The organism is sulfur-oxidizing endosymbiont of Gigantopelta aegis (assembly GCF_016097415.1).
Lineage (GTDB): Bacteria > Pseudomonadota > Gammaproteobacteria > GRL18 > GRL18 > GRL18.
Genome location: NZ_JAEHGE010000001.1, coordinates 2,415,229 through 2,440,667, shown reverse-complemented (window position 1 = coordinate 2,440,667; position 25,439 = coordinate 2,415,229). Strand labels below are relative to the sequence as shown.

16 protein-coding genes are annotated in these 25,439 nt (G+C 41.3%); 5 read left to right on the top strand and 11 right to left on the bottom strand.

The annotated features are described in order from the left end of the window. Positions 1-11: 11 nt before the first annotated feature. The 6 genes from JEU79_RS12265 to nirB form a co-directional block, all read right to left on the bottom strand. A complete protein-coding gene (locus tag JEU79_RS12265) occupies positions 12-1,790 on the bottom strand; it encodes a VWA domain-containing protein (protein ID WP_198264350.1) in 1,779 nt (592 codons plus the stop codon). Position 1,791: 1 nt separating this feature from the next. Then, positions 1,792-3,357 (bottom strand): AAA family ATPase, encoded by a 1,566-nt coding sequence (locus JEU79_RS12260; RefSeq protein WP_198264349.1) that lies wholly within the window; start codon positions 3,355-3,357, stop codon positions 1,792-1,794. Between the two features lie 145 nt (positions 3,358-3,502). Beyond that, positions 3,503-5,347, bottom strand: a complete 1,845-nt coding sequence (locus JEU79_RS12255; protein WP_198264348.1) for a DmsC/YnfH family molybdoenzyme membrane anchor subunit — start codon at positions 5,345-5,347, stop codon at positions 3,503-3,505. A gap of 3 nt (positions 5,348-5,350) precedes the next feature. Further along, the gene (locus JEU79_RS12250) at positions 5,351-7,561 is read right to left on the bottom strand and encodes a molybdopterin oxidoreductase family protein (protein ID WP_198264347.1); all 2,211 of its coding nucleotides are present in this window, start codon (positions 7,559-7,561) and stop codon (positions 5,351-5,353) included. 57 nt (positions 7,562-7,618) lie between these two features. Next, positions 7,619-7,930, bottom strand: coding sequence for a nitrite reductase small subunit NirD (gene nirD / locus JEU79_RS12245; protein WP_198264346.1), 312 nt, complete (start codon positions 7,928-7,930; stop codon positions 7,619-7,621). A gap of 67 nt (positions 7,931-7,997) precedes the next feature. Further along, the gene (gene nirB, locus JEU79_RS12240; RefSeq protein ID WP_198264345.1) at positions 7,998-10,439 is read right to left on the bottom strand and encodes a nitrite reductase large subunit NirB; all 2,442 of its coding nucleotides are present in this window, start codon (positions 10,437-10,439) and stop codon (positions 7,998-8,000) included. A gap of 652 nt (positions 10,440-11,091) precedes the next feature. Here nirB and JEU79_RS12235 point away from each other — a divergent pair. Continuing rightward, a complete protein-coding gene (locus tag JEU79_RS12235) occupies positions 11,092-12,852 on the top strand; it encodes a phosphate/phosphite/phosphonate ABC transporter substrate-binding protein (protein WP_198264344.1) in 1,761 nt (586 codons plus the stop codon). 100 nt (positions 12,853-12,952) lie between these two features. Here JEU79_RS12235 and JEU79_RS12230 read toward each other — a convergent pair whose 3' ends face one another. Genes JEU79_RS12230 through JEU79_RS12220 form a run of 3 tightly spaced genes read right to left on the bottom strand, consistent with a single transcriptional unit; the run spans position 12,953 to position 15,479 of the window. Continuing rightward, entirely contained in the window at positions 12,953-13,225 is a 273-nt protein-coding gene (locus tag JEU79_RS12230) for a hypothetical protein (RefSeq protein ID WP_198264343.1), read from the bottom strand. Positions 13,226-13,228: 3 nt separating this feature from the next. After that, positions 13,229-13,588, bottom strand: coding sequence for a PilZ domain-containing protein (locus JEU79_RS12225; RefSeq protein WP_198264342.1), 360 nt, complete (start codon positions 13,586-13,588; stop codon positions 13,229-13,231). A 40-nt stretch (positions 13,589-13,628) separates the two neighbouring features. Continuing rightward, complete coding sequence (locus JEU79_RS12220; RefSeq protein ID WP_198264341.1) at positions 13,629-15,479, bottom strand: sensor histidine kinase; 1,851 nt, start codon at positions 15,477-15,479, stop codon at positions 13,629-13,631. Positions 15,480-15,598: 119 nt separating this feature from the next. Here JEU79_RS12220 and JEU79_RS12215 point away from each other — a divergent pair, with 119 nt between their 5' ends. Beyond that, positions 15,599-16,687 carry an HD domain-containing phosphohydrolase gene (locus JEU79_RS12215; protein ID WP_198264340.1) on the top strand — a complete coding sequence of 363 codons (1,089 nt, stop codon included), beginning with the start codon at positions 15,599-15,601 and terminating at the stop codon, positions 16,685-16,687. A gap of 34 nt (positions 16,688-16,721) precedes the next feature. Then, complete coding sequence (locus JEU79_RS12210) at positions 16,722-18,767, top strand: response regulator (protein ID WP_198264339.1); 2,046 nt, start codon at positions 16,722-16,724, stop codon at positions 18,765-18,767. A 32-nt stretch (positions 18,768-18,799) separates the two neighbouring features. On the opposite strand, the gene JEU79_RS12205 is transcribed toward JEU79_RS12210, so the two are convergent. Then, positions 18,800-21,571, bottom strand: coding sequence for a NapC/NirT family cytochrome c (locus tag JEU79_RS12205; protein ID WP_198264338.1), 2,772 nt, complete (start codon positions 21,569-21,571; stop codon positions 18,800-18,802). A gap of 231 nt (positions 21,572-21,802) precedes the next feature. Then, a complete protein-coding gene (locus tag JEU79_RS12200) occupies positions 21,803-23,440 on the bottom strand; it encodes a cytochrome D1 domain-containing protein (protein ID WP_198264337.1) in 1,638 nt (545 codons plus the stop codon). A gap of 412 nt (positions 23,441-23,852) precedes the next feature. On the opposite strand from JEU79_RS12200, the gene JEU79_RS12195 reads away from it, so the two are divergent. Both JEU79_RS12195 and JEU79_RS12190 read left to right on the top strand, forming a co-directional pair. After that, complete coding sequence (locus JEU79_RS12195) at positions 23,853-24,224, top strand: c-type cytochrome (protein ID WP_198264336.1); 372 nt, start codon at positions 23,853-23,855, stop codon at positions 24,222-24,224. An 82-nt stretch (positions 24,225-24,306) separates the two neighbouring features. Further along, the gene (locus tag JEU79_RS12190; protein WP_198265985.1) at positions 24,307-25,434 is read left to right on the top strand and encodes a cytochrome D1 domain-containing protein; all 1,128 of its coding nucleotides are present in this window, start codon (positions 24,307-24,309) and stop codon (positions 25,432-25,434) included. Positions 25,435-25,439: the final 5 nt, after the last annotated feature.

The window sequence follows — 25,439 nt, the reverse complement described above, 5'->3', positions numbered from 1 at the left end:
GCATCCCCATGCTACACACTCACACGATGAAAATAATCACAGAGTGTTTGCAGGTCATTAGCTTGCCAATTGCCTATCAATACAGCATGTAAGCGTTGCTCAGAATTTTTTCTGGCAGTATTGATTTGTCGCTTTTGCTCATCAGTCAGAGGGAAGCGGCCATCTGTTACCAATAAAATATCAGATGCCTGCCAACCGGCTTCGGCTTGCTTTACCATCGCTTGTAACAAAGGACTCACAACGTCTGTTCCACCCTGAAAAGTCTGTGTTAGGAACTCAAGTAGTTCAGCTAAACCACCTCGAGTTAAATCTAAATTATGCGTTAGCATTTGCTCAGCCCCACTGAACAAATAAACATAGCAAGCACGTTGTTCCTGCCAGGCTATTCTTAATGCTTCTAATACAATTGCCTTGGCTATGTTTTCAGGCTCTCCTTGCATAGATGCTGAGCTATCCAGACAGACAATAATAGGCCCGTATGCAAGTTCAGTCTCTTTTATCACTTCTGTTTCTTGTTCTGAAGCAAGTTGCTCATCAAATTGAATTTCATCCTGTGGTTCATGTTCTGAATAAACACCGTCTACTTGATAAGTCATTAAGGTATGTTCTGCCCGTTTGGCATGCCAGAGCAGCTTGAGTTGCGGGTGTCCCAATTGTGCTAATTCTGCCGGTAGGATACGGGTGATATCATCACTGCGACGAATACCTGAGGTTTCATGGACAATGTGGGGGGATTGTTGCTTGATTTCAGTTTCTATAATGCGTTTTATAGGGGCTGTGATTTGTTCAAGAGAGGATTCTTGAATGGTGTTATTTATGGTATCAATAGGACGTTCTTTGAGGCGCCCTAAAGAGGCAATGACATCTGCTAGCCAGGGGAGTGATTTTACCAACTTTCGATAGCGGATAATGTCACGCCAGCCTTGGCTGGCGAGTAGACCTTGGGTGAGATCCCAGCCGCGTCCTAGGAAGCCGCTGAGTTCGGAGAAATTGGCTTCGAGTTGTTGCCATTGGCTGGCTAGGTCTGCCCATTCATTTTCTAGGGGAGAGTTACTAGCGAGAGTTAAAGAATCTTCAACGGGTAAAGAGTCCTCAACAGATAAAGAGTCCTCAACAGGTAAAGAGTCCTCAACAGGTAAAGAGTCCTCAACAGGTAAAGAGTCCTCAACAGGTAAAGAGTCCTCAACAGGTAAAGAGTCCTCAACAGGTAAAGAGTCCTCAACAGGTAAAGAGTCTTCAACAGGTAAAGAGTCCTCAATAGGTAAAGAGTCTTCAACAGGTAAAGAGTCCTCAACTAATGAAGAATCTTCCTGGGGTAAAGATGGAGTTTCAGGAGAAGGAGATGTGTTGTTATTTTGGCCGGGCTGTTCTGATGTAGCATCAGGATCATCAAAGGGGGTATCCTTATCACGTTGTTTGTGTTGTCTTGCCAGTTTATCATCGAAGCCGGGATCAATTTCCTGATGAGCTTCGGCGGTGATAATCGCTTCACAGACATCCTTTAAAATGGCATCAGTCAGTTCAATTTGATTTTCACAATAACGCACAATATCCAGTGTTTCTACACGTTTTAGAATCGTGCGTCGAATGCTTTTATCCGGCCATTGTAAGTTTTTTTCATCGGGGAGTTGGCCGTTTAAAAAGGCCTCTCGCCATTGCATAATTCCACTGATGCGTTCACTGAGTTCACCATGAGGATGCGTGACAATTATACGGTAGAGTTCATCAGGCAGTTGATCCAAACTCTGGAATTTATTATCTAAATGTCCCAGAGAGGCCAGAAACTTCATGTTAGTTATTAGTCACTGAACGCTCAAGTTCTTCAACAGGCAGGCGTTTAAAGCTATTATTAACCTGTTTTAAGCGTTGTTGTAAATCCATAGCCGCTACAATTGTTTCTTGCAGACTTTGTGATGCCTGTTGAATAAAATCGTTAGTCACCCACAAGTGCTGACTTAATTCATTGCCCAGATTTTCAGTTTGTTTAGCCAGTGCTTGAGAAAATTGTTTTAACTCATCATATAAAGTCTGAGTTTCACTCACTCGCTTATCAACAAAGCTTTGACTATAGCGTTGCGAAATATAAAGCGGTGAGTTTTCTAGTAATTGGCGAAATTGGTTGTCGGTCTGGGCAATATAATCTTCAATATGCTGCCAGTGACCATCAATATGACATTGCTGATAATAATCATCAAAAAACTCATCTCGCAAGGCTTGACGAGTATAGCCTTGTTCATTGTTCGTTCTATCATCATTATCCGGTGGTGCTAGATATAAAGGCTCACCATTCTTTTCAAGAGTGGCGTATTGTTCAGCAATGGTTGTTTGTTCGCCCTGACGATTGCTATAAAGTAATTCATTCAGTGAATTTTTTAATTGTACTTTTTTGCTTTGTTCATCACTTAGAGTCACTTCCCAGGTAGCCACTAATTTTTCTAAGCGTTCTTGATTAAAACCTGAACCTATACCCAAATGGGATTGATACCAATGATTAATAAGGTGTTTTTGAGCGGGCACTTGCCATAGGCAATGTTGTAATAAAAAACAATCCCAGACACTGACTTGAGCCTGACCATTGGTATAGGCTGAGACTTTTAACAGTTTTATAATTTTGCGCCAGCGTCGATCTGAAACATGCAATTTTTGCTGTGCCAGAAACATTCTTAATGACTGAATAAGGTTGAGCACTTCTTCCGGCAAAATAATATTAGCTGATTGTTGAGCAATATCATGCAGCACATTGAGTGACAGCTTAGGCATCGTTTTTATTGCCTTGCTATCACGTTCTTGCAAGGTTAATAAGGTCAGAAATTTTTCATCAGAAACGGCTTGCACTTCATAGCGACATAAAAAACGGTCATAAAGTGCGACCAGTTCATCCTCTTCCGGCAACTCATTGCTCGCCCCAATGACACTGAGTAAGGGGACTTTTTCACGCACCTGACCATTATCAAACTCACGTTCATTGAGCAGCGTCAGTAATGAATTGAGAATAGCGCTATTAGCTTTGAAGATTTCATCAATAAAGGCAATATTAGCCGAAGGTAGATAGTTTTTGGTGAGTCGATGATAACGATCCTGTTCCAGAGATTTGATCGATAAAGGACCAAATAATTCTTCTGGGACAGAAAATTTTGTTAATAGGCGCTCAAAATAATCCCCATCGTCCATAACTTGATGCAAGCGTCGAGCGAGCTCACTTTTTGCTGTGCCGGGTGCACCAATGATCAATAAATGTTCACCGGCTAATAGGGATAACAAGGCTAATCGAACAGCAGTACCACGCTCAATGAAGTCTTCTTGCAAGGCTTCAATAATGTTTGTAAGTTTGGTTTTTAGTGGTTGTTCGCTGCTCATTGTATTTGCTTGTCATTCTATTTTAAGGTACTAAGCATATTAATCTGAGCAGACTAAGCTCTGCTCAGGCTAATAATGTTTAGTTGATGCGCTTCGTGCCTCAGCAGCATTCTATGATACTCTTGAACGAGTATGATCACGTATTTTAATGGTTTTCATAAACCACACCACTCTCTTGGCGATGGGCTAAACCGATATCACGAGCATGTTCCTGAAAGGCTTTGTTCTTCCAGAAAAAAGCACCCGGCATGGTGGTTGGAATCACTAAGACATAAAATAAAGCACGGCCAATGACTGCTGAGACTAGCATACTAATAGCAATCACTATCCAGAATGATAAGGCAATTGCACCACTTAAAACTCCACTACCCAATAAGACCAAGGCCAGGAAATTCACCAAGAGCAAGCCATTACGCAACCAATAAGTTTTACCAAATTTTGTCTCTTGATCAAACTGAGCCGCAGCGCCTTCAGCACCCTTGCCTTGTAATAGAGCATTTTTTAAGTCACGGGCATGCATGATATGACCAATGGCTTCAATACCCAAGCCCAATACCATAACAATGCTCAAGGTAACTAATAATTCAGTATAAGGCAATGCCTGCCAAGCTAAATAAGGCACAATAGTCAAGCCCAGCAATAAGGCACCCATGCTAAACATAGAGCCATAAAATGCTGTGAGTACCTGCCAATGATTCCAAAAAGGACGCGCTTCAATGCGATAAATTTTATGCATGAAATACAGCGCTATAGGTCCTGTTATCAATGCCGCATAAGCACATAAAGTCATTAATGGATTGGTATAATCGCTCCATTGCGTAGCGCTAAACAAACTGAAAAAGGCATAGCCCAACAAACTATTAAAGAACAATGCCACTCCAGCCACTTCACGACTCACGGGTGAATAACGTAAGTTATTAAAGGCACGATAAAAACGATGCGGCTTACCTAAGTGCATGGTAGACATCACTAAACCTAAAGTCTCAATACCCAGCATAATTCCTAGCAACCAGATAAAGGCATCCGAACTGCTAACCACAGCCAATGCTTCTATTCCCAGCATCGGTCCGGCAAAAAATAACATAAAAGCACCAACAACGGCTTGGGTGACTAAAGTAAATAGCACCAGCGGATTTTCTCTGGAAGACAACTTGGCCAGATTCCACTCTCGTTTTTTACCATGCTTATCATCCACCACGGAGGTAAAACTATTGGTCTTATCGTCACGGTGATATTTAATCGGCATAGAATCGGTTCGAGTCATTTCTCTATGCGTTGAACGGGTCTGCTGAAAACGGATATTTGGCTGAGTGATATCGGTTCTAGGCAAGCCGGGAATATCCGTTTTAGCTTGGACACGATTTTCAGGAGTATTTTCAATGACACCAAAATTTAAAGCATTACCTAAACAAGCAGAAACACAAGCAGGTTTTAAACCCACTTCCAGTCGATCAACACACATATTACACTTAGAAACTTCTCCCTTAACGGGGTCAAGTTGCGGTGCATTATAGGGGCAGACCCAAGTACAATAACCACAACCAAAACAGATATCCGGATCTTGTAATACCGCGCCATATTCCGCAAACTTAGTATAAGCACGGGTAGGACAGCCTTTTAAGCAAACCGGATCGTCACAATGGTTACAAGCCATAGAAATATTAATGCGTTGATAAGAAGGATAAGTGCCGCCTTCTACATAGCCCACTGAACGAAAAGCAATATGCGCAGGATTATCATTTTTTTCACTACAGGCCGCTTCACAGGCATGACAGCCAATGCAATTATCTGCACTGAAATGAAAACCATGCTGCTTATAGCGATTAGGATTTTCATGCACGGCTTCATCGCCATTAATGTTCATTGATTGCCCGGTCAAGACATCATCCGAGGGCACTAAATCAATATTTTTGCCATAGCGATTTGTTTTCTTGCTTTCTTTGTCAGTTAAAAAAGCATAGGGTCTTTCTTCATCTCGTATTTGAAACATAGCTTAAAATTCCCTTGATTCCATACAGGTTTCTGAGGCTGCCTGTTGATCTTCGATGGTTTCTACCCGAACCGCTGATTGTTTAAAGGCAGGTTGTCTGGAATGTGGATCCAGCAAGCCCAAGGTCAAACGGTTAACACAATCATGAAAATGAAATGGGACAAAAACCATATCATAAGGGACACGTTGAGTCAGCTGAGCCATCACCACCGCATCACCCCGTTTGGACACACAGCGTACATAATCGCCATGTACCACACCTAATTCATGTGCCGCATCGGGATTCATTTCCATATAAGGCATGGGACTGTATTTGTTATTATTGCCAATCTTTCCGGTCTTAGTGCGAGAGTGGAAATGCTCGACTACACGACCTGTGTTCAACCAGAACGGATAGTCATTTTGTGGTTTTTCATTTTTATCAATAAAGGGCAAAGGAATTAATTTCGCCTTGCCATCGGCATAACTGAATTTGCCATCACTGTATAAGCGTTGATCGCCCTTCTCGGTGACATTATCAGGTTCACTACCTGCTAATTTAGATTCAGGGAATGGCCATTGTATACCCCGTTGTTCTTCAATCAGATCATGTGACATGCCCGAAATATCGACCAAACGTCCTTTGGACAAATGCTTCATTTCATTGAACACTTGCTCAGGTTCGTCAGGAAATTTTACTCGCTCTGCTTGTGCAAAGCGTTTTGCTACATGATTAAAAATCCATAAATCCGACTTAGAATTGCCCTTAGGCTTAATCACCTGACGGACAATATTGACACGTCGCTCCGTATTAGTGAACACGCCTTCTTTTTCTGCCCAGGTCGCCGCTGGTAAATACATGTGTGCATATTGGGTGGTTTCGACATCGGCATAAGAATCCTGAACCACTAGAAAGTCTAGTTTTTCCAATGTTTTACGAATACGAGCCGTATTAGGCATAGAGGTCATGGGATTCGTTGCCACTAACCACAAGCCTTTAATTTGTCCGGTTTCAATCGCAGGAAAAATATCCGTTTCAGTCAGTCCACGCTTTTTCGGGAAGAACTCAGGGTCGATACCCCAATAATCTGCAATTTCTTCACGGTGCTCGGGGTTTTCCAGAGCTCGATAGCCGGGCAAACCTGAACAAGAAGACCACTCTCGTGTCCCCATCGCATTACACTGTCCGGTAATCGACAGACTGGTACCGCCATCCTTACCAATATTACCCGTCACCAGATTCAAATTATTAATTGCCACCACACCATCAGAACCGTGAGTACTTTGATTAATACCCATGGTCCAGATGCTCATGGCAGCATCGGCCTTGGCATACAAGCGTGCCACATTACGAATAGTATCTTCATCAATACCCGTAATGCCTGCTGCTGTCGTAGGATCATACTCAGAGACCAGCTTTTCAAATTGCTCATAACCATTGGTATGGGCTTCGATATAAGACTTATCTTCCAGACCTTCTTCAAGAATGACATGACAGAGGGCATTCAATAAAACCAGATCGGTACCCGGCTTAATGGCCAGATGCATATCTGCTTTTTGTGCCAGCATCGTGACGCGAGGATCAACAACAATTAATGGAAATTTACGTTTTTCCATCGCTTCTTGCATACGCCAGTAAATAATAGGATGTTGCTCAGGCAGGTTAGAACCCCAGGCAATTAAACATTCCGTATGTTCAAAGTCTTCATAACATCCTGGTGGGCCATCGGAACCAAAGGAACGCTTATAGCCTGATACGGCTGAGGCCATACATAAAGTCGTATTGCCATCATAGTTGTTGGTGCCTATGACACCACGAGCGAGCTTGCCCAAGGTATAAAATTCTTCAGTGAGTAATTGCCCGGTAGATATAATCGCAAAGGAATCACGACCATAGGTTTGTTGAATTCGCTGGATTTCACTGCCCATTTTATCCAGCGCAGAATCCCAATCAGTTTCTGCATAGCCTTCAAAAATTTGCTCCCGCACCAAAGGCATATCACCCCGTCCGGAAGACTTAAATAATTCGTGTTCAAAAATACCTTTGACACATAATTTACCGCGATTTACATCAGCGCCCGCAACTCCCTGACTGGAAACGGCTTCACCTTCTGCATTCAGGCCAACCTGAATAGAGCAGCCAGTTGAGCAGTAACCACAAGTCGTGTATTTCCAATCGACAACTTTCTTGTCGACAATCTTTATGGGATTTTTTTTCTTACGGCCGAATAACATGGTTTGAATCCTTACGGTTTTACGCTGACATTATTGGTTTTTTTGTCTAATGTGAGATTAGCCTAGGTCAATTGTAATCAGACCATCTTCTACTTTAGTAGCAAACACATTGGTACAACCTTCATCGGGTCCTAACGCTTCACCGGATTCCAGGCTAATTGTCCAGTTATGTAAAGGACAAGTGACTTTATTGCCATGCACGATGCCCTGAGAAAGTTGTCCCTGTTTATGAGGGCAAGAATCTTTGATAGCAAACACTTCATCATTCACAGTACGAAACACAGCAATATTAAAATCAGCAGTTTTTACGATGCGAGAACCCTGTTGAGGAATCTCATCTAGTTGACCGACTTCTATCCAATTTGACATTTTATCTATCCTAAAAATTAATTTGGTATGTTGAGTTCCCCCTCCATCAGAAGGGGAAAACTGATACTTAAGCTGAAATCACTTTGATTGAAGCAAACTCATGCTTGGCAACACCGCCGGTGGCACGTGCTTGCCAAGGATCAACCTGAGAAATTTTCTGCGCTTCAAGGAAACGTTCATTATAATATTTACGTTTCTCAGCATCTTTAACCACAACTTCTTCAATGCGACTAAAGCCAACACGCTCAACCCAAGGGGCAGTTCGTTCCAGATAATGTGCATCTTCACGATAGAACTGAATGAAGGCACCACAATATTCCATAACTTCTTCTTCGCTAGCAACATTACATAACAGGTCAGTGGCACGGACTTTAATACCACCATTTCCACCGATATGCAGTTCATAACCTGAATCAACACAGACAACACCAAAATCTTTAATGGTTGCTTCAGCACAGTTTCTTGGACAACCAGAAACAGCTAACTTGAACTTATGTGGCATCCATGATGCCCAGGTAAGTTCTTCCAGCTTAATACCTAAGGCAGTTGAATCCTGAGTTCCAAAACGACACCATTGCTTACCGACACAAGTCTTAACCGTACGCATTGCCTTACCATAAGCATGGCCTGACACCATGCCCGCATCATTTAAGTCTTTCCAGATTGCTGGCAGTACTTCTTTTTCGACACCATAAAGACCAATACGCTGACCACCGGTTAAGTGAACATCTTTAATTTCATACTTTTCAGCGACATTGGCGATAGCACGTAATTCGTCCGGTGTCGTCATGCCACCCCACATTCTAGGGATCACCGAATATCTACCATCTTTCTGAATATTGGCATGGGCACGCTCATTAATGAAGCGTGACTGTGGGTCATCCTGCGCTTCATTATGCCAAGCACTTTGTACATAGTAGTTTAATGACATACGACAAGCGGGACAGCCATCTTCGGTTTTCCAATCAAGACTACGACGGACATCTTTAATCGAAGTCAGCTTACGCTCACGAATGGCTTCACGCACTTCTTCATGAGAATGCGTGGTACATTTACAAATAGGCTTGGCTTCAGGTGTTTCATAATCACTACCCAAAGTTGTTTCCAGAATTTGCTCAACCAAGCCAGTACAAGAACCACAAGAAGCCGAGGCTTTAGTGTGTGCGCGAACTTCATCTAAAGAAAATAGTCCTTCTTTAGTAATAGCGAGAACAATCTCACCCTTAGTCACACCATTACAACCACAAATTTCAGTGTCATCAGACATCGCCTGAATGTGATCGCCACCATGACCGGAATCACCGAGGTGCGACTCACCAAATAATAATTTTTCACGAATATCTGAAATATCCTGACCAGAACGCATCAACTGGAAGTACCAAGCGCCTTCTTTAGTGTCGCCGTATAAGACTGCACCGACTAATTGATTGTCTTTTAAGACCAGTTTCTTATACAAACCACTGGTCTCATCCTGCATAACCATTTCTTCGGTTGTATCATCACCAACAAAGTCTCCGGCAGAAAACAAATCAATGCCAGTAACTTTCAATTTGGTTGAAGTCACAGAACCTTCATAAAGACCTATTCCCATCTGAGCCAAATGATTTGCACAGACTTTTGCCATTTCAAATAAAGGCGCAACTAAACCATAAGTATTGCCACGATGTTGAACACACTCACCGACAGAATAAATTCTTGGGTCATAGGTCTGCAACGTATCATTAACCAAAATGCCGCGCTCACAATGTAAGCCTGCTTTTTGTGCTAATTCGATATTAGGGCGAATACCGACAGCCATAACCACTAAGTCAGTATCGATGGATGTACCATCCGCAAAATTAATGCCATCAACACGGCCATTGCCAGTGATTTCTGCCGTCTGAGTTTCCATAAGAAACTCCATACCCTTCTCTTCAAGCGATGTTTTTAACATTTTGCCTGACACGGTATCCATCTGACGTTCCATCAGGGTATCAACCAAATGCACTACAGTCACTTTCATGCCATGCTGCATCATGCCATTGGCGGCTTCCAGACCTAATAAACCGCCACCGATAATGGTGGCATGCTTATAGTTTTTGGTCGCATCCAACATGGTATCGACATCTTTAATATCACGAAAAGCAATCACACCTTCCTTATCATGCCCCGGTACAGGAATAATAAAAGGCTTAGAACCGGTGGCAATCAAGAGACGATCATATTCTTCTACCGTACCGTCTTCAGAGGTGACCGTACGAGTGATACGATTGATTTCAGTGACCAATTTACCGTCACCTGAGTGCAATTTGACGTTATTTTCTTCATACCAGTCGATGGTATTGAGCATAATCTCATCAATAGTCTTGTCACCAGCCAATACAGGAGAAAGTAGGATACGATTATAATTGCCGTACGGCTCATCGCCAAAGACAGTAATGTCATACATATCAGGTGCTATTTTCAGCACTTCTTCAATAGTACGCATACCAGCCATACCATTACCGATCATAACCAGCTTTTCTTTCATTTTATGCTCCATTCTCTCTGCATGAGGACTTTGAAATAAATTTATATCTTGTTTTTAGTGTAAGCTTCAATATTAATATTTCCTACTATCTAGCATTAATTATGCCACTTACTAACATTCTATCTTTTATACTAATATTCAGTCACTTAAAAACCAACATAAATAGTAGGTTTTTAATAATAAACCATTGCACCATAAACAAGCACCAATATAGTGCATTATACTATCTTTGTTAGAAGATTAGCATAACATAATGGTGCAGAAGACCAATTAAGTGATTTATTAATGATGAAAAATGCTTTATAGAATAAGAGATTAGCAACAATCTAAATAAAAATTAAAATTAAGTGTGATTAAAAATTAATTTCCGACATAAAAACTCAGAAATTAAGTGGACATTCAGCTACCCAGTAGGCAAACTAGTAGCTCTTAAATATCAAATTTGAAGGAGTCTTCAGGCAAAAAGTTAATCAGTGACTATACTGATACTGACTCATGAACAATAACAATAACAATAACAAGTAACAAATAATAAAAATTTATAAGCTAATCATAAACAGATTGATTTTTACGGATATTTATCAATGTTTATCATTATTTTTAGCTACCCATTCATTACTCAAAAAAATAAAATAAAAAGAGAAATTTTATAATGAATCACCATAATAAAATCAAAGCCCTACTTCTATTGGTAATATTTTTTCTATGTGCCGGGATTTTTTCCAGCGTCTATGCCAATTTCAATCCCAAAAACATCTCCGTTGGTGTGCTTGCTTTTCGAGGACCTGATGTCGCCAAAAAACGCTGGGGACCAACCATTCAATATCTGAACCAACAACTACCGGAATACCATTTCAACTTAGTGCCAAAAAACATCAAAACATTAAATGAATTAGTGAAAGATAAAGACATTGATTTTATTCTCACCAACACCGGACACTATGTCCTACTCGAAAGGCTATACGGCGTATCACGCCTCGCCACCTTAAGAAATCTTCGTCAGGGTAAAGCTCTGGATAATTTTGGTTCTGTTATTTTTACTCGTTCAGACCGCAGTGATATTAACAAACTTAAAGATTTTTCAGGCAAATCATTCATGGGTGTCAACAAAAATGGTTTTGGTGGCTTTCAGGTAGCTTGGCGCGAATTCAAACGTGCCGGTATTGACCCCTTCAGCGATTTCTCCAGCCTTTCATTCAGTGGTTTTCCTCAGGATAATATTGCTTATGCTGTTTTAGAAGGCAAGGTGGATGGTGGTACGATGCGTACAGATTCTCTGGAGCGATTAGCGCGTAAGGGTAAGATAAAACTCGAAGACATCAAAATCATTAATGCCAAAAAAGTTAAAGGCTTCCCTTTTTTACTCAGTAGTGAACTCTATCCTGAATGGCCTTTTTCAAAAGCACAGCATGTCCCCTTGAAAGTCGCTAAAAAAGTGATTATTGCTCTATTACAGATTCAACAAACCTCTTCTGTAGCACGTCAGGGACACTATTCAGAATGGACTGTACCGAGCGATTATCAACCGGTTCATGAATTAATGAAAGAATTAAAAATAGGTTCTTATGCAGAAAAAAATAGCTTTAATTTCAGTTCCATTATCAAGATGTATTGGATTGAGTTAACCTGTTTTATCATCACAGTCATCATTATCGCTTATCTCCTACTTCTCATTAGTCGTTGCAATGGCATAATTAAAGTCCAAAAAAATATCACCAAAAGCAAGTTCAAGTTCCTGGCTAATGCCATAAAAGAGACACAGACGTTATTAGAAACACTCATTAGTAATGGTAATAAAATTGATAAAAATCTGACCTCATCTGACCAAAGTGGTAGTTTACACCGGATGCTTGAATCATCTGAGAACATTGCCATCTTCTTTAATCATATTAAAGACTATTCAGCCATTGAGTCAGGTAATATCACCGTGGAATCATCACGATTTAATCTGCACGATCTATTGATAAATATTAACAAAGGCCTTGCTGACAAACTGAAAGAAAAACAAATTGAATTATCTATTTCCGTTGAAAACAATGTACCCAACATTTTGTTAGGCGATGAAATGCGATTGGCACAGGTTATTCTCAATATTTTGAATATCACTATCCGTTTCAGTCATCAGGCAAATATCACACTGCAAGTAAAATTACTCAAACAAACCAGCAACCAGGTAAACTTAGAGTTTAATGTTGAAAATGACCACATGGTACTAAATAAAAACCAGATAGAAATGTTATTTAACTCCTTCGTACAAACGGATATTTCCAATATTCAAAACTACGGTGGTTCTTGCCTCAGCCTTTATAATAGCAATAAACTTGTTGAAAAAATGGAAGGCAAAACCTGGGTTAACAATGACAATAGCAATCTTGTGAAATTTGGTTTCAATGGGCAGTTTATGAAAACCTAAACAAAGAGAGCACGTTAGTATTGAGAGAGATTGACTTGCCAGCCAAGCAATCTCCTTCTAACAGAATCTCCTTCTAGCAAAAGCTATTTTAAAGCTTCAATCACTCAAACTCCGACTCTACTACCGTTTGAAAGAGCATTGCCAAACTATCGTTAAGCGAAAAATCAATCCATAAACCATCAAAATATTCATCGATCAATTCTGCTAACTCATGTTGCTTTGCTTCATCCATGCCCAGATCTCTGGTCAACGATAATTCCGGCTTTAAATCTTCCAAATCCAAGTCAAAAACATCTGCTATCAAGGCATTAAGACTCATGGTCATTAAGGCTTTTACAGAATCTAATTCATCATCTCCTACTTTAATACACATCACTTAGCCCTGTTTTTTTTGCTTTAATAAGCCACGGGTCAGCATCAAACCAAATGCAGCGGCTTTCTTTTTATCTAATTGAAGGCACATTGCATTTTCATGGCAACGGACAATATGACAGGGAAATTCTGCTGATAATAGTTCATCATCTAATAACACCTGTAATATAGCAGTTTGCTCATAAAATGCATCCACCTCAAACTTATCATCGGTCTTAATTCTCACCCCTCCTAGGCTGATATCTTCGGTTAAACCCTTAATAAGTTGTCCATTAGCTAAACTTAGCTGAACCCGCCGGTTGAGTTCAAGGCGTTGGCAAACTCGTTTTTCTTGAGACTTAATGTCTGCTGTATTCTGTATCATTAAATTATCCTGATGCTGACTTCTTTATTAACTTTATTCACTATAAACCTTCTTCACTATCAACAAAAGGCAACTTGATAATAAAACAAGCACCTTTTCCTTCGCCTTCACTCACCACCTCGATACTCCCTCCCATTTCACCAAGCAAATTAGCACAAGAATGTAAGCCAAAACCATGTCCCTCTTTTTTGGTGGTAAAACCATGTTGAAAAATATCAGTCAATAACTCAGGCTTAATGCCCGTGCCATTATCTTTAATGGTCAACACCGCAAAACCCTGTTCCTGAAATAGGCTCACTTCAAGCAAACGATTATCCATGCTATTATTTAGCACACTATGTTTCGCATTAAGCAAAACATTACTCAAAATTTGGTGCAATTTTGCATTGTCTACCATGATATTAGGTTGTTCTGAAAAATGGGTCTGCACAACAATATCATGATTAGCAAAACTCATGTCCAGAACGTCCAATGAGTCCTCAACCACCGCTTGCAAACCCAAGGACTCATTGTATAAATTACTCTTAGCATATTTTTGCTGCGTAGCAATAATATTGCCGATAATATTGATGCTCTGCATCATGCGTGATGAGTTTTCCATTAACAATTGATTATCCTTATTCAGAGACTGACACAATAGATTAAATAATTCAGGTAGTTTTTTACCTTGGGGATCGTCATTTATGTATTCACTCAAATGTTCAAGATTATCTTGAATCAAGTGATTAGTTTTTAATAATGTCGGTAGCCTTGAATTTTTAAGCAGCCCAAAACTATCCTGATTAGCGATATTGACACTATTAATCACATTACCGATATTGTGCAAGACATTCACCGCGACCTCAGCCATACCAGCAGCACGTGCAGATTCTAGCAACTCCCGTTGCACTGCTTTTAACTCCGCAGTACGCTCTATGACTTTATCTTCCAAGTTCTGATTCAGAACTTTCAGTTCTTGCTGGTGCTGCAATAACTGACTCAGAACATCTTTAATTTTTAGCCGCATGGTATCAAAGCTGCGACTTAACACACCAATTTCATTGTCACTATGGGCATCCTGGGTCATCACAATAGCAGAGTCATAATGACCCTGAGAAATTTTTCGAGTTGCCAATGATAACTCTGCCAGGGGTTGAGTAATGAGGGTTGCCGTATGTCGGGTGGCAAAATAAGCCACCAAAATAGCAATCAGTCCCAAAGCAAACAACATCAACAAAGTGATGATCAACACCTGTCTTGAAAAATTTTGTACCTCTATGCGTGCCACTTCCATGCGCTTGGTTGAAATACCATAACGAATTGTCCCCAGTAGCACCTGCGGTTCCCCATCCTCCGATGGCAGGAATACCGGCGCTGCAAATTCGTAAATAGTGATAGCATCTTTTATGCCCGTATAAGCAGGCATTTTATCAATATCCAATTGCCGATAACTCGTTTGTGTTAAAGCCGCAGCCCAAAGACTCAAACCATCCTGCAACTTCTCACTATATAATTGCAACTCGATTTTTATTTCTATTTCAGTTCCAGTTTCTGTTTCTATCTTATTTTTAGCTGAACGTTGATCATTACTGATCACCCAGGGACGTTGTTCAGCATCCATAAAAATGCCATAGACAATATCACTATCATTTTTTACCGTGGCTAAAACCAGATTCCTTACCGAAGAAAAAGAATTATCACTGACCATATCAATCAAAGCCTGACTATTATTCACCGCCAACGTATGCCCTTTCGTGCTCATTGCCTGAAATAATTGTTGCTCAGAATTATCCAAATAAGTATTCGTGGTATAAACTGTCACCAGCGCAATACTCGACAGCACGACAATAAAAATAATCACAATAATCGTGGTAATGCGTTTAATGAGCGTCGTGCGAATGCTCGATGACATTAATGTTCCTTTAAAAACTTAACAAATTAAAAATATTGACTATACTCTTATAGAGCATTTATCAACAATGCCCTAAATAAGCCTCAACAACAATATAAGAATAGACACGGAACGACTAAATGGCAAAAAATTCAACAATATTAGCAATTGATGATACGCCTGAAAATTTAGGCTTGCTCGAAACCATCTTAGAACAAGAAGATTATGATGTCTTAGTGGCCACCAGTGGTGAGCATGGCTACCAAATCGCGCAAAATCAATTGCCCGATTTGATTTTACTAGACATTATGATGCCAGGTTGGGGAGGCTTTGAAACGGCCCGTCGTATTCAGGCTACTCCTGAGCTTAAGTCTATTCCAATTTTATTTCTTTCGGCATTAGACGATGTAGAAAGCAAGGTCAAAGCACTCAAAGCGGGCGGTGTTGATTTTGTCTCCAAGCCCTTTCAACGCCAGGAATTACTCGCCCGTATCAAAACGCATATTGAACTCAGTCAATTACGCAACAACCTGCAAGAACAAGTAGAGCTACAAACCCATGAATTACACCATTCCTATGAAGATGCCTTATCACTGCTCTCCATTGCATCAGAATACCGCGACTATGAAACCGGCATGCACAATAACCGACTGGGCTTATACGCCGCATTAATTGCTGAAAAACTCGGCTGGTCTGCTGAAGATTGTGAAATGATTTTATTTGCTGCGCCATTACACGATGTAGGCAAAATAGGCATTCCTGACAATATACTACATAAGCAAGGTCCACTGGATAGCAGTGAATGGGCAGTCATGAAAACCCATGCCACCATTGGTGCAAAAATCCTAAATAGCAAAAGTGACCATAATATTCTACTCAAAATGGCCGCCCAAATCGCCCAGGGCCATCATGAAGACTACGATGGTTCAGGCTATCCCGATGGTATCGAGGCTGAAGACATTCCCCTTGCGGCTCGCATAACTAGCCTCTGCGATGTGTATGACGCACTACGTTCCAAACGTCCTTATAAAGAAGGTTTTAACCGTGAGCAAACCATGGACATTATCGTCAATGGCGATTCACGCACCAAGCCTGAACACTTTGACCCGAAAATCATCGAAATATTTATCGCCCATGAAGAGCAATTTGAGCAAATATTCTCCTCGATGCAAGATGGTTCAAATGCTTCATTGATGAAACAATATAGACATCTAAAACAGCAATGGTAACGGACATAAAGTTGAAACAGCAACGGTTTAACACATGACAAAAACAACCATTGAAAATAATATTAACGCCCCGGAAGAAACAACCAAAGTCAGAATTCTGATCACTGATGATAACAAACAAATTCATCGCGACTTTATATCCTCACTCAGCCCAAGAAATGCAGCACAGAATGCAGCCGATAAAGCACTGGACAATTTAATTGATGATGTTTTTGACAGCCCCTCTAACAACGCACAGGAAAACCAAACAAACATTAGCTGCCCCTATGAATTTGAGCTGGATTTTGCCTTTCAGGGTGAAGAAGCTTCAGCCATGGTGGATAAAGCTTTTGCTGAAGGCAAACCCTATTCTATGGTATTCATGGATGTCCGTATGCCACCCGGTTGGACAGGGCTGGAAACCATACAACACATCTGGAAAAAACACCCTGAACTGGAAATGGTCATCTGCACTGCATACTCAGACTATACTTGGGAAGACTTCAGTAAAATATTAGGCATTTCACATCGCCTATTATTGCTCAAAAAGCCCTTTGACAAAATGGAAGCGAAGCAACTGGCCTTGTCACTGAGCATGAAATCCAGTTACTACAATCAATATCTCCATCATATTGAAACATTAGAGGAAGCAGTTAAAAGCCGAACACAAGCATTGGAAGCAGAAAAAATCAAAGCCGAAGCGGCTAATCGGGCAAAATCCACTTTCCTTGCCAATATGAGTCATGAATTACGTACTCCATTGAATGGTATTTTGGGTTATGCCGATTTAATGTCCCGGGAAAATGAACTGAATAACACTCAAAATAAACACCTGAATATCATTCAACGCTGTGGCACACATCTTTTAAGTCTCATTAACAATGTTCTGGATCTCAGCAAAATTGAATCCGGCCTGATGGAAAAAAGCGAAACCCATTTTAACCTGCATCAACTCATTGATGACATACAACAAATGCTCATCCCCCGCTGCCAACGCAATCACCTTGAGCTGATCGTTGATATAGATGAGTTTGTGCCCAAGGTCGTTTCCGGAGATGATCGTAAATTACGCCAAATATTGATCAACCTCATGGCGAATGCGGTTAAATTTACTCCCCCTTTGGGCGAAATCAGACTTAAAGTCGCCAATGAAAGCTTACACCAGATCCTATTTAGCATCGCAGACACCGGACAGGGTATACCTGAACAAGACCTAGAGACTATCTTTCAACCCTTTCGCCAATCTCAAGCCAAGAGTAATGATGATAGCACTGGCTTAGGCCTATCCATTTGTACCAGTTTTGTTAATTTACTCGATGGTGAGTTGCAGGTTGAAAGTCAACTCGGCAAAGGTTCACGTTTTTATTTTAGTATCCCCTTACCTGCTATCAATTCCACCTCACTCGACACTGATTTCCAACAACGTATTGTGGCCATCGATCATCGAGGTGAAAGCCCTGCTAAAGACTGGCATATATTGGTGGCAGATGACAACGAAACATCTCGAACCCTCTGTCAGGAACTGCTGGAAAAAATTGGCTATCAAGTTACAGTCGCCAATAACGGCCAACAGGCTTTAGATATCCTGCATGAACAAAAAACACCTAGCAATTTGGTGATCAGTGATGTCAAAATGCCGGTGATGGATGGCGAAGAATTGCTTAAGCAAGTGAAAGTTAAATACCCTGAGTTACCAATAATACTCACTTCGACCTCAATCCATAATGCCCGGGAAAATCAATTATTAGCCCATGGTGCTGATACTTTTCTGGCCAAACCGATTGATATCGAAAAATTACTACAGAGCATTGCAAACCTTATTCCAGTGCGCTACATTTATAAAACAGTGACCCAGCAAGCACAGCAACAAAGCTATAATATGGACTCTATCCACGAGCAATTACAACAACTATCAGAGCAACATTATCAACTATTACTCACCCTGGTCAATGATGGCAATCTAAAAGGAGTACGACAAAATGCCCAAATACTCACAACGCAAACAGAATACAAAGAGCTAGGTAATTTTATATGTGAAATCGCCTCAAAATACGACACCCAGTCATTGACAAAACTCTTTTCTCGCAAGAACTCATCGTAGGGTGGGCATGGCTTTATCTGCCCACCCTACAACTATTTAGCTGTGGCGTTGAGTTCAACTTCGGTATTGTCAAAGCCGAGTTTGTAGCCCAAGGATACATGGTGAAAACGACCGATGGTGTAATCATCATGGATAGCGAAGCCAAAGTTATAAACTTTGTCCAGCTCAAGGGTCAAATCGGTGGCCTGATCGGATTTAAGCTCGCGTACCATTTCCACTGTCCAGGTGCCATCGGCTAAAGTGGCGTTGAATTCCACATCCTGCCCCCCACTCATCATACGATCAGCAAGAATAGCGCCATTTTCGGAGATTTTACTGCCCGCTTTGTAGCGGTGAACATCCATAAAACGACCCTGAGCACCTTCTTCGGCGACTTCATCGGCAGTTTTAAGTTTATCCCAGCCACCGAGTTTTTTACCGCGGCGACCTTTAATTTCCACTTTAGTGCGACTCTCAGTGATGTATTTGGTCACACCATGATCGCTATTTAATTGCGCTTTTTGATCATAGGCATCAATAACTGATTGCTCAGGGGCGTTAGGCATGTCACGATTATCGTGATGACAAGTACCCCAACAGCCTGCTCTATCAGCATAAAGCACATCATCAGTAGCAAACATCACGGCTAATTTCACCTGATTGTCAGGGTCCATTTTGCCGCCTTCAGCAAAGGGTACGGGCGTATGCTCGGTATCAGGCCATTGGAAACGCATATAGAGTTTACTGTCATCATGCATGGTCTGTACGGTGACGGGAATACTGCCACGTTTGCCGGGGATCGGAGTGGGTTCAAGTTTTTCGCCGGTGACGATTTTCTCCCCCATATCAGCGGTTTCGGCATCATGGCAACTAACACAGGTTTCACCGGCCATGAAGGGACGTTTGCCCCCATGCTCACTGCCTTTGAAGATCCATTCCATTGATGCTTGTCCGGGATAGAAGAGTGTAACATCCCGTGATGCAGCCTTGCTCCAATCAAGTCCTGATCCAGCTTCAGAGTTTGCAGCTTTAGGGGCGGCTTTTGCTGCAGGTGCACTAGAGACTGCACTGGCTTGCTTTTTCACGGCATTAATTTCAGCTTCGCTATTATCAAAGCCTAGCTTATAGCCTAAGGACACATGGTGGAAACGGCCTATGGTATAGTCATCATGGATGGCAAAGCCCAGATTATAGACTTTGCTGGTATCCAGAGGAATATCATCAGCAACACCGGATTGTAGTTTGCGTTTCATTTCAACAACCCAGGTATCACCCTGTTTGTTGGCCTTGAATTCAACGCCCCCTTCGCTTAGTTTACGCTCCGCTAAAATCAAACCGTTTTCAGATTTATCAGTGCCAATCTGGTAACGATACAAGTCCATAAAGCGACCTTCGCTGAGCTCCAGTTTGACTTCTTCTGGTGTTTTAAGCTTGTCCCAGCCACCTAGAATTTTACCACGACGACCTTTAATTTCGACCTTGGTGCGACTCTCAGTAATATACTTAGTGATACCATTGCTCATGTCCACCTGATCTTTTTGACCATAGGCATCAATGGCTGCTTGCTCAGGCGCATTAGGCATATCACGATTATCATGGTGGCAAGTTCCCCAGCAACCTGCTCGGTCAGCATAGAGTGTATCGTCAGTAGTGATCATCAATGCCAGTTTCACTTGATTGTCGGGATCCATTTTGCCACCGTCAACAAAGGGCACGGGGGCATGTTCTGTATCCTGCCACTCGTAACGCATATAGAGATAGTCATCATCATGCGCTGCTTGTACTTTGACGGCAATACTGCCGCGTTTGCCGGGAATAGGCGTAGGCTCTAACTTCTCGCCGGTCACGATTTTCTGTCCCATATCGGCGGTTTCAGCATCATGACAACTGACACAGGTTTCACCGCCCTGAAAAGGACGCTTGCCACCATGTTCACTGCCTTTGAAGATCCATTCCATTGAGGCCTGACCGGGATAAAAGATAGTAATTTGACGGTCGGGTACATCGCTCCAGTCTATGCCAAAGCCCTTGCTCACGGCCGCAGAAGCTTGAGGTGTAGCACCTGGAGCAACATCTGCTGCATCGCCATCTGTTGCATCACACTGCGCAGGGACTTCTTTGATCACGGTTTTGGTGATCACTTTGGGCTTAGGTGGATTCAGTGATAATGCGTAGATTTTTTCCTGTTTGGCATTCACCGGTGCTTTTAATTTTGCATCCGGTTTTGCATGAGAGGGATCGGGCGCAGAAAATTCTTCCAACCATTCTTCATCCAGGCCTTCAGGCATGTGATGTGCTATACCTTTATGACAATCAATACAGGTATTACCGTTATTTAAAGCAAATTGATGTTGTTTTCTGGCACGCGGTTTTTGGTAGGCAATGCTCATGGATTCAAAGTCATGACAATTACGACATTCTCTGGAGTCACTGGCTTTCATGCGTTTCCATTCATTTTTTGCTAAATGAATACGTTCGCTAAGAAATTTTTCACGGGTATTAATAGTGCCCAGAAGTTTATGGTAGATTTCATTTGAAGCCTGTATTTTGCGCTTCATTTTATAAATCCATTCTCTGGGTACATGGCAATCCGGACACGTAGCTCTTACACCGGAACGGTTGGCATAGTGAATGGTGGTTTTATATTCTTGGTAGACATTATCTTCCATTTCATGACAAGAGATACAGAATTGTTCGGTATTGGTCAGTTCTAATGCGGTATTAAAGCCACCCCATAGGATGATACCTAAAATAATAAAGAAGATAGCTGCTCCGACAGAGACTCCCATGAAGAGTTTGCGGCGCATAAAGCTTGGTGAATTCATAATCTTATTCCCGTTAAGATGTGGAACATTATTTGAAGCTGTAATTTTTTATTGAAAATTTCATGTAAATATTATGCAAGCTGAAATATTTTTTAGAAGTGGTTTGCTTGTATTGAAACTATAGCCATAGCTTCTCTTTTTATCAGGGAAAGATCCTTGACTTAAAACAAAAAGAGCAGATATAAATATCTATATCTGCTCTTCAGTCAACATTTATAGCACGTTAGTCACTTATGTTTTGTGATTAACACGGTTATAAACATTAAACTTACCCGTTGGTGTAGTCAGACCTTTGATACGCGCAATTTCTTTGAGCGTTTTGGCATCATAGACAACAATTTCACCGGTGGCATTTTTATTGTCTTTACGATTCCAGACTGAAATCCAAACTTCAGTGCCGTCCTTATTAAATTCCATGTGCAATGCCGCTTTACCAGGCTCGGTAGTGACACGAATGGTTTTAACAATTTCACGGGTTTTTTTATCGATAACCTGCACACTTTGCTGTACTTCTGGCTCAGGATGTTTCAACTGATCAGCCCAGACATAATCTGAGTTCTCATGGGTACGAATGAATGCACCAGCACCATCTGTTTCAACTTTGTAGCAAAGTTTCCATGCCTGATCTTTATGTCCTGCGGGATCATTACCCCAAACAGACACCATGCCAACACCTAGATGAGTTGTGCCACCGACAGGGCCACACTTAGGGTCAATCCAGTTAGCGCCAGGACCTGGATGCGGTAGTTTATCCACATCGATTTTTGCTGCTAATGTACCACCATCTTTAGTATCAATCACTACCATTTGGTTGGAAGCATTGGCCGCAATCTGGAAGTAACGTCCAGTAGGGTCAAAGAAACCATCATGAAGGAACTTAGATGAATCAATTTGGGTGATTTTTAAGGCATCAAGGTCTTTATAGTTCACTTGCCACATTTGACCCAGCTCTTTGGCTGCTACTAAAAAGGCTGATTCATTAGGCGTAGTATAAATCGCTGCAACACGTGACTCTTCGACATAATCACCATCAACATTCATACCACGAGTAGAAACAACTTTTAGTGGCTGCATGGTTTCAGCATCAACGATAACGAAATGTGGAGGCCAATAACCACCCGCAATAACGTATTTACCATCACCTGATACGGCAACATCACGTGCATCATAGGCAATTTGTGTTTCTGCCACTAGCATCTTGTCGGGTGTCTGCCATAAATCAATCTTGTTCAATTTACCATCACGACCAATGGTATACCAGAAACGACCCACGGTTGCTTTAGGATGTTCGGTCTTATGATGTTCTGTACCTTTGATTACGTGTACTGCATAACCGGAATCAATATGAGCAACAATTTTCTTGGTATCGCCATCAATAATAGCGACTTTACCTGCATCACGTTCGATGACGATAAAGAAGTTTTCCCAGTTCAGGCCATGCATTGGCTTGGTAGGATAATCTTTGGGCTCAATATAAACCTTGGTGCGCTCTTTCATAAGAGAAATTGGCATTTCAGGTGGCACTGGCGGTGTCATCTGGATATAAGTCGCCATGAGTTTAATTTCTTCTTTAGAGAAGATGTCATTAAAGTTGTTCATGCCGCCTTCTGTACCATAGGTGAGAATTTTCTCAAGACGCTTTTGGCCTTTTTTCATGGTGTTTTTAGGCTCGAGATTTTTACCTGTAGCCCCTTTTCTTAAAACACCGTGACAACCTGCGCAACGTTGAAAATATAATGTTTTGGCTTTTTCAAAGTCAGCATCGGATAAGGTCGGCTGTTTGGCAGCACCGGCCATTGCAATAGGCGCACTGAGGGCAGTAGCAAATGCAACGGCTGCAGTGAGTTTACCCAGTTTAAAAATATTCATTGTTTTTGTCTCTCCTGGAGGTAATCCTTAAGACTTTGTCGCTCTTCTGAGCTTTGCATAATCCCAGCAAAATACGCATTCTTAAGAAAAGATTATTTTTGAGCACGGGGTAACAATAACCCCGTCAAAACATCTTACACCTTGATTTAGATCAACACTAAACAGGCTTTTTATAGTGTTTAACCAATAAATTCAATAATTTAAGCCAATATCAAGCCATAATTATTGAGTTTATTAGTATTTTAATCAAAGCTTTTATTGATCCAGATCAAAAAAATATTTTGAATAAATTGAACTTTTTTAATATGACTAAAAAGCCGCTTTCAGATTTGATCTAAATCAAAGCCGTAACTTACCAGGTTCGTTACTGTGACACTCAGAAGTGCTTAATAGCAACAAATAGGACTGATTAATGCAACAGCGGGCAAAACAAGACGTTAAATTAACAGTATGCTTTGTTATATTGCTTGTTATTTCTAGCGTATTTTCTTCGCCGGTCATAGCCAATGAGACACAAGCGGTCTCAGTAGAGAGACAAGATGAATTAAAATATATGGTGCAACAGGATTGCGGTTCTTGTCATGGTATGACATTAAAAGGTGGTCTAGGGCCTTCGCTTTTGCCAGAGCGGATTTCAGTCTTGCCAACAGCCTATTTGATTGAGGCTATCAGTCATGGACGAGAAGGTACTCCAATGCCACCCTGGAAACCGATATTAACTAAAAATGAAATTAAATGGATTGTAGAACAATTACAGTCAGGAAACTTAGGACAGAAGAAATAAAATGATCTTGAAGCCTACCCTTATCGTTATTTTCGGCCTTAGCAGTTTACTGTTCAGCTCATTGAGTTTTTCTGCTTGTAAAATGCCTGACATTTTACCCACAGGTGATCTTGGGGTGATTATCGAGCGGATGGATGGCTCAGTATTAATTATTAACAATAGCTCCCTCTCAGTATTATGCCGAGTAGAAGGATTGGGAGACTTATCTCACGCCTCGGTGGTATTTTCCCGTGATGAACGCTATGCCTTTGTCTTTGGCCGTGATGGCGGTTTAACCAAAATTGATTTACTCAAGGGTAAAATCAGCAAGCGACTGATGCAATCTGGCAATTCGATTGGTGGTGCAATCTCGCAAGATGGACAATATATTGCTGTTTCTAATTATGAACCCGGTGGCGTTAACATTTTTGCCATTGATGATTTGAGTTTAGTGGCAAAGATTCCTGCCATTTATGGTGATAGTGGTTTAGCTTCAAAAACAGTGGGCTTAGTGGATGCCCCTAATAATGAATTTATTTTTAGTTTGTATGATGGCAATGAAATCTGGCAGCTACAGATGGATAAAGCAACCAACAAACCCAAAACTGAGATTAAAAAATATCACAATATTGGTAAAGCACCCTATGACGCTTTAATCAGTTCCAATGGTCGTTATTATATTGCCGGTTTATTTGGTGAAGATGGTTTGAGTCTGTTGGATTTATGGCATCCTGAAAAAGGCATTAAACGTATTTTAAATCATTATGGCAAGGGACAAAAGAAACTCCCTGTGTATAAGATGCCTCACCTTGAAGGTTGGGCCATTGCGGGCAACCATGCATTTCTTCCCGCTGTGGGTTTGCATGAGGTGTTAGTCGTGGATATTAACAGCTGGCAGGAAGTTGCCCGTATTAAAGTCCATAGCCAACCCGTGTTTGCTATGGCCAGTCCAGACGACCGTCAGATTTGGGTGAACTTTGCTTTCCCTGATAATAATACCTTGCAGGTTATTGACTCAGAAAGCTATAAAATCATTAAGCAGTTCCAGCCCGGCTCAGGCATCTTGCACATGGAGTTTACCCCTCGTAGCGAACAGGTTTGGGTTTCGGTGAGAGACAATGATGAAGTCATCGTTTATGACACGCAAACACTGGAAGAAGTGAAGCGCATTAAGGCGAAAAAGCCCAGTGGTATTTTTTTCACCAGCCGCGCACATCGTATTGGCTTGTAAGATTG

Excerpts from the sequence above, each read along its gene's own strand:
- JEU79_RS12195 (WP_198264336.1), top strand. The coding sequence starts at position 23,853 with ATGCAACAGCGGGCAAAACAAGACGTTAAATTAACAGTATGCTTTGTT.
- JEU79_RS12260 (WP_198264349.1), bottom strand. The coding sequence starts at position 3,357 with ATGAGCAGCGAACAACCACTAAAAACCAAACTTACAAACATTATTGAA.
- JEU79_RS12250 (WP_198264347.1), bottom strand. The coding sequence starts at position 7,561 with ATGTTATTCGGCCGTAAGAAAAAAAATCCCATAAAGATTGTCGACAAG.
- JEU79_RS12235 (WP_198264344.1), top strand. The coding sequence starts at position 11,092 with ATGAATCACCATAATAAAATCAAAGCCCTACTTCTATTGGTAATATTT.
- JEU79_RS12265 (WP_198264350.1), bottom strand. The coding sequence starts at position 1,790 with ATGAAGTTTCTGGCCTCTCTGGGACATTTAGATAATAAATTCCAGAGT.
- JEU79_RS12255 (WP_198264348.1), bottom strand. The coding sequence starts at position 5,347 with ATGTTTCAAATACGAGATGAAGAAAGACCCTATGCTTTTTTAACTGAC.
- JEU79_RS12205 (WP_198264338.1), bottom strand. The coding sequence starts at position 21,571 with ATGAATTCACCAAGCTTTATGCGCCGCAAACTCTTCATGGGAGTCTCT.
- JEU79_RS12225 (WP_198264342.1), bottom strand. The coding sequence starts at position 13,588 with ATGATACAGAATACAGCAGACATTAAGTCTCAAGAAAAACGAGTTTGC.
- nirB (WP_198264345.1), bottom strand. The coding sequence starts at position 10,439 with ATGAAAGAAAAGCTGGTTATGATCGGTAATGGTATGGCTGGTATGCGT.
- JEU79_RS12215 (WP_198264340.1), top strand. The coding sequence starts at position 15,599 with ATGGCAAAAAATTCAACAATATTAGCAATTGATGATACGCCTGAAAAT.
- nirD (WP_198264346.1), bottom strand. The coding sequence starts at position 7,930 with ATGTCAAATTGGATAGAAGTCGGTCAACTAGATGAGATTCCTCAACAG.
- JEU79_RS12230 (WP_198264343.1), bottom strand. The coding sequence starts at position 13,225 with ATGTGTATTAAAGTAGGAGATGATGAATTAGATTCTGTAAAAGCCTTA.
- JEU79_RS12220 (WP_198264341.1), bottom strand. The coding sequence starts at position 15,479 with ATGTCATCGAGCATTCGCACGACGCTCATTAAACGCATTACCACGATT.
- JEU79_RS12210 (WP_198264339.1), top strand. The coding sequence starts at position 16,722 with ATGACAAAAACAACCATTGAAAATAATATTAACGCCCCGGAAGAAACA.
- JEU79_RS12200 (WP_198264337.1), bottom strand. The coding sequence starts at position 23,440 with ATGAATATTTTTAAACTGGGTAAACTCACTGCAGCCGTTGCATTTGCT.
- JEU79_RS12190 (WP_198265985.1), top strand. The coding sequence starts at position 24,307 with ATGCCTGACATTTTACCCACAGGTGATCTTGGGGTGATTATCGAGCGG.